The 17,573-nt window shown below is 42.9% G+C and carries 14 protein-coding genes; 5 read left to right on the forward strand and 9 right to left on the reverse strand.

Annotation, left to right across the window (positions count from 1 at the left end):
- Positions 1–228 precede the first annotated feature (228 nt).
- Together MR764_RS10510 and MR764_RS10515 are read left to right on the forward strand one after the other, a co-directional pair.
- Positions 229–4,023, forward strand: a complete 3,795-nt coding sequence (locus tag MR764_RS10510; protein WP_247979373.1) for a glycoside hydrolase family 2 TIM barrel-domain containing protein — start codon at positions 229–231, stop codon at positions 4,021–4,023.
- Between the two features lie 125 nt (positions 4,024–4,148).
- Entirely contained in the window at positions 4,149–4,919 is a 771-nt protein-coding gene (locus MR764_RS10515; RefSeq protein ID WP_247979374.1) for a DUF2007 domain-containing protein, read from the forward strand.
- Positions 4,920–4,958: 39 nt separating this feature from the next.
- On the opposite strand, the gene MR764_RS10520 is transcribed toward MR764_RS10515, so the two are convergent.
- From MR764_RS10520 to surE, 9 genes are all read right to left on the reverse strand, one after another.
- Positions 4,959–5,381, reverse strand: coding sequence for an acyl-CoA thioesterase (locus MR764_RS10520; protein WP_247979375.1), 423 nt, complete (start codon positions 5,379–5,381; stop codon positions 4,959–4,961).
- 102 nt (positions 5,382–5,483) lie between these two features.
- Positions 5,484–6,098 (reverse strand): fumarylacetoacetate hydrolase family protein, encoded by a 615-nt coding sequence (locus tag MR764_RS10525; RefSeq protein WP_247979376.1) that lies wholly within the window; start codon positions 6,096–6,098, stop codon positions 5,484–5,486.
- Between the two features lie 26 nt (positions 6,099–6,124).
- On the reverse strand, positions 6,125–6,931 hold the full coding sequence (locus tag MR764_RS10530) for a 3'-5' exonuclease (protein WP_247979377.1): 807 nt from the start codon (positions 6,929–6,931) through the stop codon (positions 6,125–6,127).
- A gap of 74 nt (positions 6,932–7,005) precedes the next feature.
- On the reverse strand, positions 7,006–8,136 hold the full coding sequence (dnaN, locus tag MR764_RS10535) for a DNA polymerase III subunit beta (RefSeq protein ID WP_247979378.1): 1,131 nt from the start codon (positions 8,134–8,136) through the stop codon (positions 7,006–7,008).
- 119 nt (positions 8,137–8,255) lie between these two features.
- Positions 8,256–10,670 (reverse strand): gliding motility-associated ABC transporter substrate-binding protein GldG, encoded by a 2,415-nt coding sequence (gene gldG / locus MR764_RS10540; RefSeq protein ID WP_247979379.1) that lies wholly within the window; start codon positions 10,668–10,670, stop codon positions 8,256–8,258.
- Between the two features lie 98 nt (positions 10,671–10,768).
- The gene (locus MR764_RS10545) at positions 10,769–11,806 is read right to left on the reverse strand and encodes a PDDEXK nuclease domain-containing protein (protein WP_247979380.1); all 1,038 of its coding nucleotides are present in this window, start codon (positions 11,804–11,806) and stop codon (positions 10,769–10,771) included.
- 198 nt (positions 11,807–12,004) lie between these two features.
- Positions 12,005–13,135: a lipid-A-disaccharide synthase gene (lpxB, locus tag MR764_RS10550; protein WP_247979381.1), complete on the reverse strand. Its 1,131-nt coding sequence runs from the start codon at positions 13,133–13,135 to the stop codon at positions 12,005–12,007.
- On the reverse strand, positions 13,136–13,438 hold the full coding sequence (locus MR764_RS10555) for a hypothetical protein (protein ID WP_247979382.1): 303 nt from the start codon (positions 13,436–13,438) through the stop codon (positions 13,136–13,138).
- Position 13,439: 1 nt separating this feature from the next.
- A complete protein-coding gene (surE, locus tag MR764_RS10560; RefSeq protein ID WP_247979383.1) occupies positions 13,440–14,201 on the reverse strand; it encodes a 5'/3'-nucleotidase SurE in 762 nt (253 codons plus the stop codon).
- 227 nt (positions 14,202–14,428) lie between these two features.
- Between surE and MR764_RS10565 the strand changes: the two genes are divergently transcribed.
- The 3 genes from MR764_RS10565 (at position 14,429) to MR764_RS10575 (ending at position 17,520) form a co-directional block, all read left to right on the forward strand.
- Positions 14,429–15,514, forward strand: coding sequence for a response regulator (locus tag MR764_RS10565; RefSeq protein ID WP_247979384.1), 1,086 nt, complete (start codon positions 14,429–14,431; stop codon positions 15,512–15,514).
- A gap of 35 nt (positions 15,515–15,549) precedes the next feature.
- Positions 15,550–16,194 (forward strand): response regulator transcription factor, encoded by a 645-nt coding sequence (locus MR764_RS10570; protein WP_247979385.1) that lies wholly within the window; start codon positions 15,550–15,552, stop codon positions 16,192–16,194.
- Between the two features lie 204 nt (positions 16,195–16,398).
- A complete protein-coding gene (locus MR764_RS10575) occupies positions 16,399–17,520 on the forward strand; it encodes a saccharopine dehydrogenase C-terminal domain-containing protein (RefSeq protein ID WP_247979386.1) in 1,122 nt (373 codons plus the stop codon).
- The last annotated feature ends 53 nt before the right edge of the window (positions 17,521–17,573 follow it).

Genomic DNA, 17,573 nt, shown 5'->3' on the forward strand with positions numbered 1-17,573 from the left:
GATTTGGTTTTTGAGCGTAAAACAGGTTTTGAATTCATTTTCCACTTCTAAAAGAATTTCCGTATTCGAAATGAGAAGGTCTGATCCTCGTGTTGCTGTCGTTCGATCACATTTAAAATGCGAATTCCCGGGAAAACCTTATATTGCCGTTTTTTAAATTCTACTGTGTCTACTCAAAATATTTTAATTTTGAGCGACTCAATAATCATTTAGAAAACCAAAATAACTATGTTGAAAACAATCTACCTTATTTTAATCTCCATTCTTTGCAGCACACTTGGTTTTGCTCAGGAAATAAACGACTGGGAAAATCCTGCTGTATTTAACATCAACCGCTCTGCGCCTCATGCCTTCTTTGTTCCGTTCGAAAACGAACAACAGGCCTGGGATAATAACCGAAACGAATCTGCCTATTATGAATCGTTGAATGGTATCTGGAAGTTCAATATTGCCACCAATCCGGCCGGCCGACCACTTGATTTTTACAAGGAGGATTTTGATGTCAGTAATTGGGCCGACATTAAAGTTCCGGCTAACTGGGAACGCCAAGGTTTTGATACCGCGATTTATGTCAACACCACGTATCCCTTTTGGCAAATCGTAAAAGAACGCCCCAATCCGCCACACATTCCGCACGACTACAACCCGGTGGGCAGTTACCGTCGATCTTTTACCATCCCTGCAGACTGGGACGGAAGACAGATTTCAATTCATTTTGGGGCCGTGAAATCGGCTTTCTACATTTGGGTGAACGGCGAAAAAGTGGGTTACAGCGAAGGGGCCAAAACTCCGGCCGAATTTGATATCACAAAATACATCCGGACCGGTGAAAACACACTGGCGCTCGAAGTTTATCGCTGGAGTACCGGAAGTTACCTCGAATGCCAGGATTTCTGGCGGATCAGTGGAATTGAACGCGACGTTTACCTGTTGGCAACTCCCAAGGTGAATATCCGCGATTACTTTGTATTGGCCGGTTTGGATAATACCTATACCAACGGAACTTTCTCGCTTGATGTGGAAGTTCAGAACCTGACCGGTGCCGCCAAAGGAGAATACACGGTTGAGGCCTCCGTTTCCAGCTTCGATAAAAGTGAGAAACTAATCGATTTAACCAAGAGCCTGGGTATTGGAACCGATCCAACACATTTTACTTTTGAAGCTACGGTGAATAATCCTCTGAAATGGTCGGCAGAGCAACCAAATCTGTACAAATTGCTGATTGTACTGAAAGATGCCGAAGGAAAAACCGTTCAGGCCATTTCGCAAAATATTGGTTTCCGCACCTCAGAAATTAAAAACGGCCAGTTCTTGGTGAACGGAAAAGCAGTGTATGTAAAAGGAGTGAACCGCCACGAGCACGATCCTGACAATGGGCACGTAATCAGCCGCGAAATGACATTGAAAGACATTCAGCTGATGAAGGAATTCAATATCAACACCGTACGCACTTGCCACTACCCCGATGATCCGGAGTTTTATGCACTTTGCGATTTATATGGTTTGTACGTGATTGACGAAGCCAATATTGAATCGCACGGAATGGGTTACGGTGATGCCAGTCTGGCAAAACAGCCTGAATGGGGTCCGATGCACCTCGACCGCATCGAGCGTATGATCGAACGCGACAAAAACCACGCTTGTATTATCACTTGGTCGCTGGGTAACGAAGCCGGCGACGGCGTTAACTTTGTTGCCGGCTACAACTGGATAAAAGAGCGTGACCAAAGCCGTCCGGTTCAGTACGAACGTGCCGGCTTGGAGGCGCATACTGATATTTTCTGCCCCATGTACATGGGAATCGACGGTATTACAAGATATGCCCAAAACAATCCTGACCGCCCGCTGATCCTTTGCGAATACTCGCACGCCATGGGAAACAGTTGCGGAAGTTTGCAGGATTACTGGGATGCCATTGAAGCTTATCCTGCTTTGCAGGGCGGCTGTATCTGGGACTGGGTGGACCAGGGCTTACGCGAAGTAGACGAAAAAGGAAGAATGTATTTCACCTATGGTGGCGACTACGGAACCAACAAACCCAGCGACAATAGTTTTTGTATAAACGGTTTGATCAATCCCGACCGAATCCCGAACCCGCAATTGTGGGAGGCGAAAAAAGTCTATCAGAATATCACCATCACTGCTGATGATCTTGCCGCCGGAAAATTCATGGTGAAAAACAAGTATTTCTTTACCAACCTAAACGAATTTACTTTTGTTTGGACGATAAAAAATGCAGAAGGAATTGTTGCTCACGGCATGCTGCCTGAATTGAATGTGGCTCCACAGGAATCAAAAACGTTTAGCATCTCAATTCCCGACTTACAACAACCGAAAGCAGGTCAGTCTTACACATTAAGCTTCTCGGCTGTTACGAAGAAACAAAAAGGTCTGGTGAAAAAAGGCCACGAACAAGCCTGGGAAGAATTTGAATTACCGGTTCAGGCGGCACCGTTTACTGCTGTTGCAAACAAAGGTGAAGTTGCCGTTCAGCAAAACGGAACAACCCAAGTAATCAGTGGTGACAACTTCCGTTTGACGATTGAATCGGCCTCCGGAATTATTTCATCGTACCTGTTAAACGGAACCGAACTGATGACAGCCGGTCCTAAACTTAATTTCTTCCGTCCGCCAACAGAAAACGATATTCGTGATGGTAACGGAATGCGTGCCTGGTCTGCTGCAGGACTCGATGAGACAGAGCAGGTTGCCGATAACGCAAAAATTCAGAAACAGGACGACGGGTCGCTATTGGTCGTTTTCCCGGTAACCATAAAAACCCGTACTACCGAATTTGACGCAGCCATCCAATACCAGGTTTTTGGAGACGGAACATTTTCCGTTTCAAGCGAAGTAAATCTTCCAGCCACTATCAGGGCAGTTGCAAAAGTAGGCCTTCAAATGAAAATGCCACGTTCGTTTAACGAGCTGAATTGGTATGGACTAGGTGGAGTTTCAACTTATCCCGACCGCAAAAGCGGAGGTAAATTTGGCTTCTATTCATCAACTGCCGAAGAACTATATGATCACAATATGGTTGTTCCTCAAGATAACAGCAACCAGGCTGATGTGCGCTGGGCTGCAGTTACCAATATGGAAGGAATCGGTTTTATGATGAGTGCGCCAAAGGCGATGAATTTCAGTGCTTATCCATACGATGACGCTGACATCACCAAAGCCCGCCACATGAATGAGCTGGAAGATGCGGGTTTCGTAACCGTTAACTACGATGATCTTGTAACCGGGCTGGGAACAGCGACCTGTGGTCCGGGTGTTTTACCACAATATGTAGCCACCAATGGTATTTACCGTTTCGAAGTGACTTACAAACCGGTTCAGTTCCAGCAGAAAGAGATTTTCGATTATGCTGCTGAAAAATATAATTCAGTAGAATTATTACTGGCAAAAGCGCCGGAAATGGATCGTAACGAAAACGGCATGGTTACTTTGTCGGGAGATAAAAACTCAACCATTTATTACTCGGTAAACGATGGTAAGTTCATTCGTTATAAAAAACTATTTGATCTGAAGAACGGTGGAAAGATTTCGGTTTATGCTGAAGCTCCGGGTAAAATGAGAAGCAACAAAGCTGTAAAAGTATACGAGATCAATAAATCGAAATGGAAAGCTACGGCAGATTGCAGCTACCCGGGACAAGGCCCTGAAAAAGCGATCGACAACAATCCGGAAACGATCTGGCATTCGGACTGGAGAGATGAAAAGCTGGGACAACCACATTTTCTTCAGGTAGACATGGGCGAAGTTTTTACCATAAGAGGTTTTGACTATTTGCCGCGCCAGGAACAAAGCAACGGCCGAATGGCTGAATACAACCTGGAAATAAGTGTGGATGGCAAAACATGGAAAACAGTGATTGATCACGCTCGTTGCTGGAATACCAACCGCCGCCAGGAAAAAATGTTTGATCAACCTGAAAAAGCAAGGTACTTTAAAGTTACTACCCTGCGCGAAGTTGACAACAGTTTTTACAGCTCGGCCGCCGAAGTGGGAGTAATTCTGTAATCGGAATTATCTCTTCCGTAACATAGGAAATCTACCTGCAATTAGTATATTTACAGAAAGTTGCAGGTAGATTTTTTATTTTAAACAACCCGCATTGAAAGAACCAACATTGTAAACATTCCAAAATGACACTAACAACCATCTACACATCGAATATCCCGGTCGAATGTCACATTCTGAAAGGCCGTTTGGAAAGCGAAGGAATTCAGGCTTTCATTTACGACGAAAACATGGTTTGGGTGAGTCCGTTTGATGCTGTTGCCATTGGCGGAGTTAAACTAAAAGTATCGGAAGAACAGGCGGAGAAAGCCAAACAAGTGCTTGATTCCATATCAAAACACGAACTGGTTGACAGCAGCGGTTCGTACAACATTGAAGAAGCCCTTGAAAAAGCAGTAAAAAAGCAGGATGAAATTTTCAGGATCAAATCTCTGATTCGTAAACAAGCAGAAATTCCGAAAAATGCTGATGAGATTAAATCGGAAATATTAGCAAAACAGGAAATAGAAAAGATACTTGCAGAAGAAGCCGAGTTCAAAAAACTGGATAAAAAAGAGTTTAGTTTTTCATGGAAAGATTTCTGGGCCGAGCTTTTGGACTTTGATGGAAATGTTTTTGGATACCTTCGGCAGAAACCCATTGAATACTACCAGGAGAAAGAATTGGTGGAGAAATTTGGAATCTCTTCGAAGGACGATGTACTGAGGGTGACTTGCCCGCATTGCCAATCTAACAACGTTAGTTTTGGCTATGCCACCGATGACAAATGGGATGTTTTGTACCTCATTTTCTCCTTCCTGGTGACAACTCCATTCCCGCTAATAAGGAAAAATTACCATTGTTTTGATTGCGGCAGCAGCTTTAAGCTCGAACACAAAACAAGTGATTCGAAATAATAAAAATCTTTTCCTCCCCAATACGACCTGCTCCGAATTCTATACCTCAACCATTTTTACGCCAATGACTTCAAATTTACCTTCAAGAATATCGGGAGCTATCGGTCGGCCATTTTTGGTAAGAACGGTGGTTATACGGGCATTTACCATCAGCTTTTCGTCTGCTTTGCGAATAATCTGCTGATCAAAAATCACCCTCAAACGTCCCTGCTTCCCCATTCTCAGACGAATCAGAAAAACATCGGCCGGCCGCAACGGAAACTTGTAATCCAATTCAGCACGAATTACTACAGCGTCGATCCCTTCATTATGTAATTCAGCAAAATCGAGTTCGGCAGCGTGCAGAAATTTATGGCGACAGTGTTCCAGATAATTCTGATAAACCGAGTTATTTACAATTCCCTGAATATCGCATTCGTAATCGCGAACTTCAAGTTCCAGTTCAAAATGATAATCTTGCATGTTGTTGGATTATCTGTTTCTCAAACAAATTGTAACTCATTGTACCTGGCAGCAGCTACCGGGGACAATAAATTACAATCCGTTACAATAAATTACTTTCTCTTACTTCACATTAAAATCGAGCAGTTTCTTTCCTTCGAGATAACCTTCAAGGTGATCACCAATTTGAACCGGGCCTACATTGGCAGGCGTGCCGGTGTAAATAAGATCGCCTATTTTCAAGGTTACATATTTTGAAACATGTGAGATGATCTCATCAAAACCAAAAATCATGAGCCCCGAGTCACCTTCCTGTACTGTCTTCCCATTGATATCGAGCTTAAAAAACAAGGACTCTATATCGGGAAAAATGCTTTTTGGGAAAAAGGTACTGCTGATTACTGCCGACTGATCAAAAGCTTTGGCCTTTTCCCATGGCAGTCCTTTGGCTTTTAGTTGCGCCTGCACATCACGCGCAGTGAAGTCGATGCCCAGTCCAATCTCATCGTAATACCGATCGGCAAAACGCTTTTCAATATTTTTCCCAATACGGTTGATCTTGATAACCAACTCTATTTCGTGGTGTACTTCGTTGGTCCAGTCAGGAATATAAAACGGGTCGTTGTTACGAAGCAGCGCCGAATCCGGTTTCATAAAAAACACAGGTTCTTCGGGAACTTCGTTTCCCAATTCTGCAGCATGCGCCACATAATTTCGTCCTATGCAAATAATCTTCATCTCAATTTCGTTTTCGAATGCAACTTCTACTTACTCATCATTTTCAGCTTTAGCTGCGTCAATACTTTTTTGGTGTACAGCGGAAACTCGCTGTTTAAGATCCAGCCAAAATACCCGGGCTGTTCTTCCAGTACCTGCTCCACCGGAATTCCCTTATTTTTTCCAAAGTTGAAAACCGGCACGTTGTTATCATCATAAACAATACGGCCAACAAAATCAACATTTCGGTCGTACGCCGAAAACTCGCTCAGCTTTTCCACATCGTTTACGATCGGCAACGATTTATTGCCCTTTCCGTCTTCGTATTCAACTCCCTTATAAACATCCAGCTGAGCCTTCAACACTTCGTAGGTTGCCTTGGTATCGGCCATGGCACTGTGTGCATCAACCAGCTCCTTATTGCAGTAAAACTTGTAAGCAGCTGCCAGCGTTCGTTTTTCCATTTTGTGAAAGATCGCCTGTACGTCGATAAATTTTCTCTTTTTCAAATCAATATCCACATCGGCCCGAATAAATTCTTCGGCCAACAGCGGAATATCAAAACGATTCGAGTTGAACCCGCCAAGGTCGCAGCCTTCCATAAATTTTGCCAGTGTTTTGGCTACTTCTTTAAACGTAGGAGCGTCTTTTACATCCTCGTCGTAGATCCCGTGAATTACCGATGCTTCAAGCGGAATCGGCATTTCGGGATTAATTCGCAACAGCCTCTCGTCTTCGCTGCCATCAACGTTTACTTTTACCAACGCGATTTCCACAATGCGGTCGGTAACAATATTGATCCCTGTTGTTTCAAGATCTAAAAATACCAGGGGATTTTTTAAGTGTAATTGCATACCCGTATGAATTAAAAAAGGTACCCTACAATCTTCTGATCCCAGGATACCTTTTCACTGATTATTTAATTTGATCAGGCATTGATCATCATTGGCATCAAAAGCATCAACATATCTTCATCTTCGTGAGCATTCTCGGCCGGCAGTAACAAACCTGCACGGGTCGGGTCACTTAATTCAAGCCGCACATCGCCTGCCGATATGTTAGACAGGATCTCAAGCAGGAAGGTTGATTTGAAACCGATTTCGATTTCGTCTCCTTCGTATTCACAAGCCAGGCGTTCAACAGCCGAAATCGAAAAATCGATGTCCTGTGCCGAAACCACCAGTTTGTTATCGTTGATGTTCAATTTAATAAGGTTACTCGCCTGGTTCGAGAATACCGACACCCTTCTTACTGTATTGTAAAAATTCAGGCGGTCGATCACCATTTTATTGGGATTATTGGTTGGAATTACCGAATTGTAGCTTGGATAATTTCCTTCCACCAAACGGCAAATTAACTTGTAATTGCTAAGGGTGAAGAATGCATTTTTATCGTCGAACTCCACTTTTACATCAAACTCCTCTTTCGGCAGCAGGTTTTTCAACAAACTGGCCGGTTTTTTGGGCAAAATGAAAGATGATTCGAATTCGGCTTTTGCATCGATTCTGCGGTAACGAACCAGTTTGTGTGCATCCGATGCAACAAAGCTCATGAAATCGGGAGAAAGTTCCACATAAACACCATTCATAACCGGGCGAAGTTCGTCGTCGGCGGTAGCAAACAGGGTTTTTTCAATTCCTTTTTGCAAGGCCACATGACTTACATTGATCGACGATGCACCTTCTTCATTCAGGTCAGGCTGCTCCGGGAAGTCTTCCGGATCCTGTCCCATAATGCTGAATTTACCGTTGTCGGAAAAGATTTCAACATGAAATGTATCCTTTTCAATCTGGAAAGTTAAGGGCTGCTCCGGAAACTCTTTTAAGGTATCAGTGATCAATTTGGCCGGAACGGCAACAGCACCAGTTCCATCAATATTGTCGAGCTCAATACGGGTAATCAGTGTCGATTCCAGATCCGATGCCGTTATGGTCAGGCCCGAATCGCTTAACTGAAATAAAAAGTTATCCAGTATCGGCATAGTACTTTTACTGCTGATTACCTTACTGATAGCAGCAAGGTGACTCAGTAAATCAGTGCTTGAAACAACAAACTTCATGTGCTTATTATGTTTTTTGATTTTTAATTTCAGTACGAGATTTCTAGTTCTCCAAGTACACGAATATACAAACTTTAATAATATTAACCTACCTGGCTTTTCGCGAAAATACCCATGATTTATGAACGGGTATAACGATATTTACGAACAAGGTTGTATACCAGACCGAAAAGTACCATCACCAGTGAAGGTATTAAAACATTCAATACTTGCCAGAATGTTTTTTGTTCGCGTAATTTCACCTGATCTAGCAACCGCAGTTTAATGGTCCGGTTCCGAAGCTGCATCACTCCGCGGTCGTCGTTCAGGTAGAATATGGTATTCATCAAAAACTCCTTGTTTCCCCAGGCACGACGCGCTACTTTATCGTATCCCATTTCGCTGAATTGCGGATGCTCGCCTGAATAATTTACGAGATTTGTAACCATGCCTGCATCAGCAAACACCACCATTTTTGTGGGCTTACTTTCGCTTAAAACTGAAGACGAAGAAAACCCCCACTGTTCCACCATCCGGTTTTTATAAAGCGACGTAAATGTTCCTTCCATCAATACTCCGACGGGAATAAAAGACGTATTAAACAATTCGCGGGCAGGCGGATTATCTATATTTTGCAAACTCACCGATGAGGGCGATTTCACTCTTCGGGCATAGGGCGAAGTGGAAAGTATCACTGACTTGGTAAGTCCCGGTGTTCCCGAAATGGTATCGACCGATGAAACATATTCGGAAAAAACACGGTTCAGGTTTCGACTTAACGGATGACTGTCGTTAGGCGTCAGCATGGGGGAATAGTACCAGGGGTGCAATGTATATTTTGGCTGCGTTCCGGCAGGTGCTGTATTCACAGCCAGTTGTGCACAATTTACATCCTGAAGCAATTCGTAATTCAAACGGACTCCGTATTTAAAGAGCTGGTCGCCCAGGTTAATATCATGCGGAAAAGCAAAAGTCCGAAATCCGCGCGACAAACTGTCGACATCTACTTTTACCGGATCGATCAGCCAAACCACCTTTCCTCCGTTCATGACGTACTGATCGATGACAAACTTGTCGGGTTCGCCAAACGGCTGATCAGGACCTGCAACCACCAAAATATCAAAGTTGTCGGCATATTTCCCCAGCAAATCAGTGTTTATCCGTGTCACCTCGAAATCACCCGAAAGTGCATTGGCAAAATCCATCACCCTGTACCGGTCAAATTCGCCATGTCCCTCCAAAAAGGCAACGGTCGATTTTTTGCTCCGCATCAGTTTCTGAAAAGCATTTACCAATTCAAATTCGACACTTTCCACCGAGTGATTGATGTTGTATTCGCCCGAAAAGTCCTGGTTCGATTTCAGAAAATTAACCGCCACTTCTTTATCTCCCTTACGAATCAACGCTCCCGGAAAGATCAAGGTTGTCGCAACCCCTGTTTCAGTCTTGTGCCTAAAACTGGTTGGTTTAATTCCTTTTTCGTAAAGTTCCTGTATTTTTTCTTCCCGCTTTTCTGAATTTATAATCCGGTAAACATCGGTAACTTTTATGCGAATCGGTTTTGCTGAATAGGCATTTAGCACGGCTATCTTTTCGAAAACCTCGCGTTGTAACTTTTTTAATCCGGGCTCCAGTTCGCCTTTCAAAAACAATTCGACAGAAACCGGCTCCTGAATCTCGGCAGCGATTTGTTTGCTGATTACAGAAAGTGAGTAGCGCTTATCCACCGTTAAATCGATGCGAAACAAAAAACTGGAAGAGGCAAAAAAGGCCACAAGTGTAGCCAAAGTCACCAGCGCCAGCCGGATGCGTACCACCTTCCTTTTAAAATTGCCCTTGCGAAGAAATACTGCCGTAAAAAACAGAAAAAGAAACGTCATCCCGATGAAGTAGATCACATCTTCGAGATCGATCACTCCGCGCGAAGCTGACATGAAATGTTCGTTGATGCTAAACCAGGTCAACATCTGTTCTACCCAGTAAGGAATTCCGGACGACGCCACAAATTCGAAACCCAGATAAAAAACAAACGACAACACCATCGAAAAGATGAAACTGACAATCTGGTTGTCGGTTAACGACGACGTAAAAACCCCGATCGCCACATAAATGGTTGCAAGGAAGAACAGCCCGAAAAACGATCCCCAGGTTGCGCCCGTATCAATACTGCCGACAGGATTTCCAAGCAGATAAACCGACAGGAAGTACAACAAAGTGGGCAGCAGCGAAATAAAAACCAGCACCATCCCCGCCAGAAATTTCGCAAAAACCAGATGAAAAGCAGACACCGGACGGGTGAGCAATACCTCGATGGTTCCGCTTCGTTTTTCATCGGCAAAAAAACGCATCGTTATGGCCGGAATCAGAAATAAATACAGCCAGGGTGCCAGCGAGAAAAACGGATCGAGTGTGGAATATCCGCTTTCGATGATATTAAAATCACCGGGAAACACCCACAAAAACAATCCACTCACCAAAAGAAAAACCAATACTGCCAGGTAACCGATCAGCGACCCCAGAAATGTTTTTATTTCTTTTTTAAATAAGCTGTACATAGTTTGCCCAATCTCTATTGTTTCTTCTATTTAAATTTGAAACTACTCTGTTTATTAAAAATTCGCTACGAAATCGATCAGGGACTGAAGTCGCATTTCTATTCCTTATTTTCAATTATTTGTTTCAGTTCCTCTTTACTTGGCAGAACGGTCTGATACTTGCTCGCGAAAATTTGTTGATTTTCCTTTGGCAAAGTTATTTTTACCAAAGTTTCATTTTTCTGTTTACACAGCACTATCCCGATTGTAAGATTTTCTTCGTTAGTCTTTTTAAACTCATCGTAGTAATTGACATACATTTGCATCTGCCCCAAATCCTGGTGCCTTAGTTTTCCAATTTTCAAATCAATAAGCACAAAACACTGCAGCAACCGATTATAGAAAACCAAATCCACATAAAAATGCTCATCTTCAATTGTAATTCGTTGTTGCCTGCCAACAAATAAAAAGCCCTTCCCTAATTCGGTTAAGAAATGTTCCAGTTTGTTTATTATGGCTGTTTCGAGGTCTGATTCAGTGTATTTATCCTTTTCTTCCAGTCCAAGAAAATCCAGGACATAAGGTTCTTTAATTGTATCAACTGGTTTTGTTACAATCAGACCCTTTCTACTCAGTTCTTTAACCTCTTCCTTATTTCTGCTTAAAGCCAATCGCTCGAAAAGCGAAGAATCGTATTGCCTTTCCAATTCCCGAACGGACCAACTGTTGTTCTCTGCTTCAATTTCATAGAAATTTCGTTCTTCTTCATTCTCAATTTTTATAAGATGAAGATAATGTGTCCAGCTTAAATGAAAAGGTGATTCAGATTTCCGCATCAGTGATGCGGATTTTTCAGATTCGTTAATGCGGCTTTTAAAAACAAGGTAAAAGTTGCGCATTCTTTCCAGGTTATAAACTGAATATCCTTTCCCGAATTCATCGGTAAGTCTCTGTGAAAGTTCCTTTAATACCGATTTCCCATATCCGGCACGCTCTTTACCTTGCTGTTCTTCTTCCACGATCAATTTTCCAACTTCAAAATATGTAATAACAATTGTTTGGTTTACATTTTTGACAATCGACCTTCTTGCCTCATTAAGTAAGTCTGCAATTCTACCAAACAACGGGTTATTTTCTGACACCTTTATTTTGTCCATATTGCGAAATTATGAAATACACTATCGATTTCGTACCTATCGTCTACCTCATACTCATCTCAAAATAAAAACTTCAATGCATATATCGCGAAAAACTGTGCTTTTTTTCCAAAAAAGGAATCGTCAGGCTAAAACTGTCATAACTACACAACAAACACAAATATCTCCACACATATTGTTATTTGTGGTAAAACTACTTCATTCTTTCAGCAATGCAATCATTTCATCAGCCGCCCGCTTTGAACAGCCGGGATCGCCCATCATTTCCCACAATAGCTGATAATCAGTATGAATCTTGGCCCGATATTCATTGTCGTAAAGTAGTTTTTGCATTTCTTCCTTTACGTTTTTCAAAGTCATTTTTGCCTGCACGAGTTCCCGCACAATTTCACGCTCCATGATGATATTCGGAAGCGATACGCCCACCATTTTAAAGATGAAATGCCGAAAAATAAAATCGGTCAGCCAACCTCCTTCCACTTTGTAAACTACAGTTTGCGGCACCCGAAACAAAGCCGTCTCCAGGGCCGCAGTACCCGAAGCAACAAGCGCTGTGTGTGCGTTATTCAGCAAATCGTAGGTTTGATCGTAAATGAGTTTTATGCCCTTTCCGTTTAGGTAGGACTGATACAAAGCATCGTCGATACTTTTTACACCGGCCAGTACAAACTGAAAATCAGGAAAGATCCTGGAAATCGCCACCATAATCGGAAGCGTTCGCTTAATTTCCTGCACCCGGCTTCCGGCCAGTAAAGCAACAACCGGTCTTTCATCCAGCTGATTATTAGCAGCAAACTCCGACTTCGTTAAAGCCGTTTTCTGAAACGACGAAAACGAATCCATCAGTGGGTTTCCCACATAATGAACTTCCATGCCGTGTTTCCGGTAAAAGGCAGTTTCGAAAGGGAAAATGGTAAACATTTCGTCGACACAAGCTTTGATCTTTTTTACCCGGTATTCTTTCCAGGCCCAAACCTTGGGAGAAATGTAATAGTAAACCTTGATGTTATGTTGTTTCGCAAACTCGGCAATCCGCAAGTTGAAACCTGGATAATCGATCAGGATCAGCACATCGGGTTTAAATTGCAGGAGATCTTTTTTACAGAATTCGAGGTTCCGACCAATGGTTTTTAAATTCAGGATAACATTCAGAAAACCCATAAAAGCCATTTCGCGATAATGCTTTACCAACTCTCCTCCCACAGCCTGCATCAGGTCTCCCCCAAAAAAGCGGAATACAGCGTCCTGATCGGCTGCTTTCAACTCTTTCATCAGGTTCGATCCGTGCAAATCGCCTGAAGCCTCGCCTGCAATCAGATAATACCTCATTTATGCGGCTTTAGAAATTAACACCACAAAGGCATAAAGCAAGGTAGCCCCCAGCACTCCGCGTGCTGCACGTTCGTACTTTATTCTCAGAAAACCCCAAAATACCGCCAGGTTGGCAAAAACACACAAGCTTCCAATTTTGATTAACGCGTGAATGCGCCATAATCCGGTCAGATATTCGGAAAAAGAAATTCCGGGTTGGCGCACCAGGTATACCATCAGAAAAATTACCAGGGGCAAAGCTAATCCTGCCAATAGCCCTGTTCCAACAGTATCGAGTTTATGTTTGCGGTTTTTAGGCATATCAGAATTCCCAGTCTTTTAGTTGCTCCATGGTTTTGTAACAGGTCATGTCGACGGTTACCGGAACTACCGATACAAAGTTATTTTTGATTGCGTGCATATCGGTTTCGGGTGCATCTTCCTCAAAATTTTTGAAATATCCTGCCAACCAGTGATACTCGCGCCCATGCGGATCTGTTCTTTTTTCGAACTCTTCGACCCATTTGCCATGTGCCTGCCGGCATATTTTTATTCCATTTGGCTTTCCTTTTGGAATGTTCACATTCAGACAAATATAGGGTGGCAGCCCATTTTCCAAAACACTTTGAAAAACGCGTGCGACAATCATCTTGGCCTTTGAGAAATCAGCATCGGCACTGTAATCATCCAACGAAAATCCAATCGAAGGCACTCCATGAAGTCCGCCTTCGATGGCAGCCCCCATCGTTCCACTGTAAATTACACTGATGGAAGAATTTAAACCGTGATTGATTCCGGAAACCACATAATCGGGTGTTCGCGGCAACAGGTTATTAAAACTTAATTTTACGCTATCGACCGGAGTGCCGTTGCTTTTGTAGGTGGGAACCCCGTGAATCTGGTCGACCGGAGTTGCCCGCAAAGGCTGATCTACCGTTATTCCGCAGGCCTTGCCCGACATGGAAACTTCGGAAGAAATTACGATTACGTCTCCGAAAAACTGCATCACTTCAACCAACTCCTTCAGCCCTTTGGCATGAATTCCGTCGTCGTTGGTTACTAATATTAATGGCTTATCTGACATACATTTTATATGTGAGCAACAAAGATAATCAGAAAATAAAAGGATAAAGAAAGAAATGTCATTATGCGCCAATTTCTTGGACTTTACCATTTTTCGCGCTGAAGTTCAAGAGCGATGCTAAAAACGGGCCCAGGTAAATCCTCCGGGTTCATCCCCAACCTTTTTAATATTTAAAAAAACACCTTAACTACCTTCATGCATTTTTACTATTTTTAACCCTGATACAGATGACGCTTATCCTGTACCAACATAAAACCAAGAAAGAACAGAAAAAAGCCATGCGGAAGATTCTTGCAGTGGATGACAATTTGATAAACCTCGAGCTTCTTGCCCACATTATCCGAAAGTACTATCCAGACTTTCAGTTTATTTCGGCACTAAGTGGTGAAGAGGGAATTCAGAAGGCGACAAAAGAGTTACCCGATCTTGTGTTGCTCGATATTATGATGCCCGGACTCGATGGTTATGAAACCTGTCGTATTTTAAAAGAAAATGTAAAGACCAAACAGATTCCTATTATCATGGTTTCGGCCCTTGGACACGACAGTACAGAACGTTCAAAAGGGCTGAATGCAGGCGCTGATTCCTTTCTTTCGAAACCCTACGACCAGTCCGAATTATCGGCACAAATCAATGTAGCGCTGCGCATTAAAGACTACCAGGAACGTCTCCGGAAACTAAATTCGGAGCTAACACTGGTTGAAGAACGCGAACGTCGCCGGATTGCAGAAAACCTGCACGACAGTTTAGGGCAAACTCTTTCACTCGCGTTTATGAACCTGTCGTCGATTGACCTCGAGAACTGCTCTCCGCAAGTAAAAAAGACCGTTGAATTTACTTCTGAATTGCTCAATAAAGCGATTAAAGAATCACGGGAACTGACATACGACCTGAGTCCACCCATCCTCTATGAACTCGGGTTTATTCCGGCAGTGAGGTGGAAGTTGGATCAATTTGAAAAAAATCACCAGATTAAAACCGTTTTCAACGTTAAAAATTACCAAAACGGACAGACCAAAGAAAATGAAATTTTTCTCTATCGAACTATTGGTGAACTACTTACCAACATCAACAAACATGCAAAAGCTTCTAAAGTAGAAGTTTCGGTAGAGACCAACAACCATGCTGATATTATCGTGGTTGAAGACAATGGCATTGGAATTAATCCCGAAAAAATAAAGACACCCAGTTCGGGAGGAGGATTTGGTTTATTAAGCATTTCGGAACGCATCGACAGTATTAACGGATCCTTTAAAATACATTCAACCACAAAGGGAACACGAGCTGAAATAATATTACCGATAAGCCGTTAATAAATTGACAGAATTAACAACCCAAGTATAGAACAATGAAAATTAAAGTTATTGTTGCCGACGACCACCAACTATTCAGAGAAGGCCTAAAGAACCTGTTGGAAACCGACCAAACGATTGAAGTAATTGCCCAATCGGAAAATGGGATAGCCGCCATTGAGCTGGCACAACGCCTAAAACCGGATGTACTTTTAACCGACATCGCGATGCCCGAAATGAACGGAATTGAAGCTACCCGGCTGATCAAAGAAAAATTACCGGATGTAAAGGTAGTTGCAGTATCAATGCATTCTGACAAGCAATACGTAAAAGGAATGCTGGAAGCAGGCGCCGATGCCTACCTGCTGAAAAATTCCACGCACCGTCAACTAATCGACGCGGTTCATTCTGTTTTTAACGGAAAGAAATTTCTGAGTGAAGACATTACCGAGCTGGTGATTAACGGATATCTCGACTCCGCCAACATAAAAGACGACAGCTACAACCAGTTGTCGGAGCGGGAAAAAGAGATTTTTCTGTTACTGGCCGAAGGTGTTTCCACCCGTGAAATAGGAGAAAAATTATTTATCAGTGTGAAAACAGTGGGGACTCACAAACAAAACATACTCGATAAACTTGACCTGAAAAATAATTCGGATGTGGTAAAGTTTGCCCTAAAAAAGGGATTGATTCACCTGTAATAAAAGACCGGCAATACTTTTTACCGATTTTCCCGATCATACTCCCGGGTGAAAACGATCGATTCCGAAAATCTTTTTGTAGATTCATAGCAGGCTTCTTTTTTCTGTTCACGTTCGCGACAACCAAAATGGAAGCTGACTCGCATGAATTACGCTAAACAGTTTTTGCAGAGCTGTTACTGCAAAACAAAAGATAAAGATGGTATGAAAAAGATCGTTGTACTTGGCGCCGGATTAGTAGGTAGCGTTATCGCCAAAGACTTGTCGAAAAACCATGTGGTTACCAGTGTTGATGTAAACCCTGACACTGCAGGTAAATTTTTGGAATTCCCGTCAATCCAAACAATCCAGGCCGATCTCTCCGATCCTGGAAAAATAAAGGAAATTGTCAGTAGATTTGATCTGGTTATAGGTGCCGTTCCCGGATTTATGGGCTACCAAACTATGAAAGCGGTGATTGAAGCAGGGCGCAACATGGTCGACATCTCGTTTATGTCCGAAGACTTTCTGAGCTTAAATGGCCTCGCGCAAAAGCATAAAGTAACTGTAATAGCCGATTGCGGAGTAGCCCCGGGAATGGGTAATATAATTTTGGGACATCACAACCGGGAAATGAATGTACAGTTATACGAATGCCTGGTTGGCGGCCTCCCGGTAATACGCGAATGGCCCTACGAATACAAAGCCGTCTTCTCTCCCATCGATGTAATTGAAGAGTACACCCGGCCTGCCCGTTACATTCAAAACTATGAGAGGATAACCAAAGAAGCGCTTTCTGATCCGGAGCTCATCCATTTTGATAACGTGGGAACACTGGAATCCTGGAATTCTGACGGTTTGCGTTCGCTCATGTTTACCATGAAAAACATCCCCCATATGATCGAAAAGACACTTCGTTATCCGGGATGTATTGAATATTTGAAGGTCCTGCGTGAATCCGGTTTTTTCTCCTACGAGGAGCTTGACGTGAATGGAGTAAAGATCCGTCCGATTGATATTACGGCCAAATTGCTTTTCCCCAAATGGAAACTCAAAGAGGGCGAGGAAGATTTTACCATTATGCGGATTACCATCAAAGGAATTGAGAATGGAGTCGAAAAAACGGTTACCTACAATCTGCTGGATAAGTACGACCGCGAAAGTAAAACCATATCAATGGCCCGAACTACGGGCTATACCTGCACAGCAGTTGCCAGTTTATTGCTCGACGGCGGATTTTCTGCGCACGGAGTGCATGCTCCTGAAGCAGTTGGCGCAGGAATTGGAAACCTGGGCTACATTCTGAAGTACCTGGAAGAAAGAAAGGTGATCTACCGACGCTCGTAATTGGCACTTTTAAACCTTTCTGCTCAAAAAATGTCTTTGTTTTCGGTAACTAA

Source organism: Maribellus sp. YY47 (genome assembly GCF_023111095.1).
Lineage (GTDB): Bacteria > Bacteroidota > Bacteroidia > Bacteroidales > Prolixibacteraceae > Draconibacterium.